The sequence below is a fragment of the Methylobacterium frigidaeris genome (assembly GCF_022179185.1).
Classification (GTDB): Bacteria; Pseudomonadota; Alphaproteobacteria; order Rhizobiales; family Beijerinckiaceae; genus Methylobacterium; species Methylobacterium frigidaeris.
In genome coordinates, this window is the sequence record NZ_BPQJ01000197.1 from 1 (window position 1) to 275 (window position 275).

Consider the following 275-nt stretch of genomic DNA (forward strand, 5'->3'; position numbering starts at 1 on the left):
GTCTCGCTGTCCGGGCAGTAGGCACGCAGCCGGCTCGCCTCGCGCTCGTACCGCGTCGCCTCGCGGCGATGATAGCGGACGTTCGCCCGGGTCTTGGCCTGGCCGAGCCACGTGAAGGCGCCGCCGACCACGATGCCCAATGCCACGGCGCCGAACAGGATCGCGTAGAGCGGAAGGTTCACGCTGAAGACGGGCGCCTCCGCGTTGAACGGGTCGAACGAGAGCGGCACCGGTGCCCGGTTTGCGACCGCCAGCAGGATCACCAGGGCGGCGAT

At 70.2% G+C, this 275-nt stretch carries 1 protein-coding gene; it reads right to left on the reverse strand.

The annotated features are described in order from the left end of the window. Positions 1 to 275: LapA family protein (locus tag MFF64_RS36835; protein ID WP_238193979.1), on the reverse strand; the 275-nt coding region annotated here is incomplete at both ends.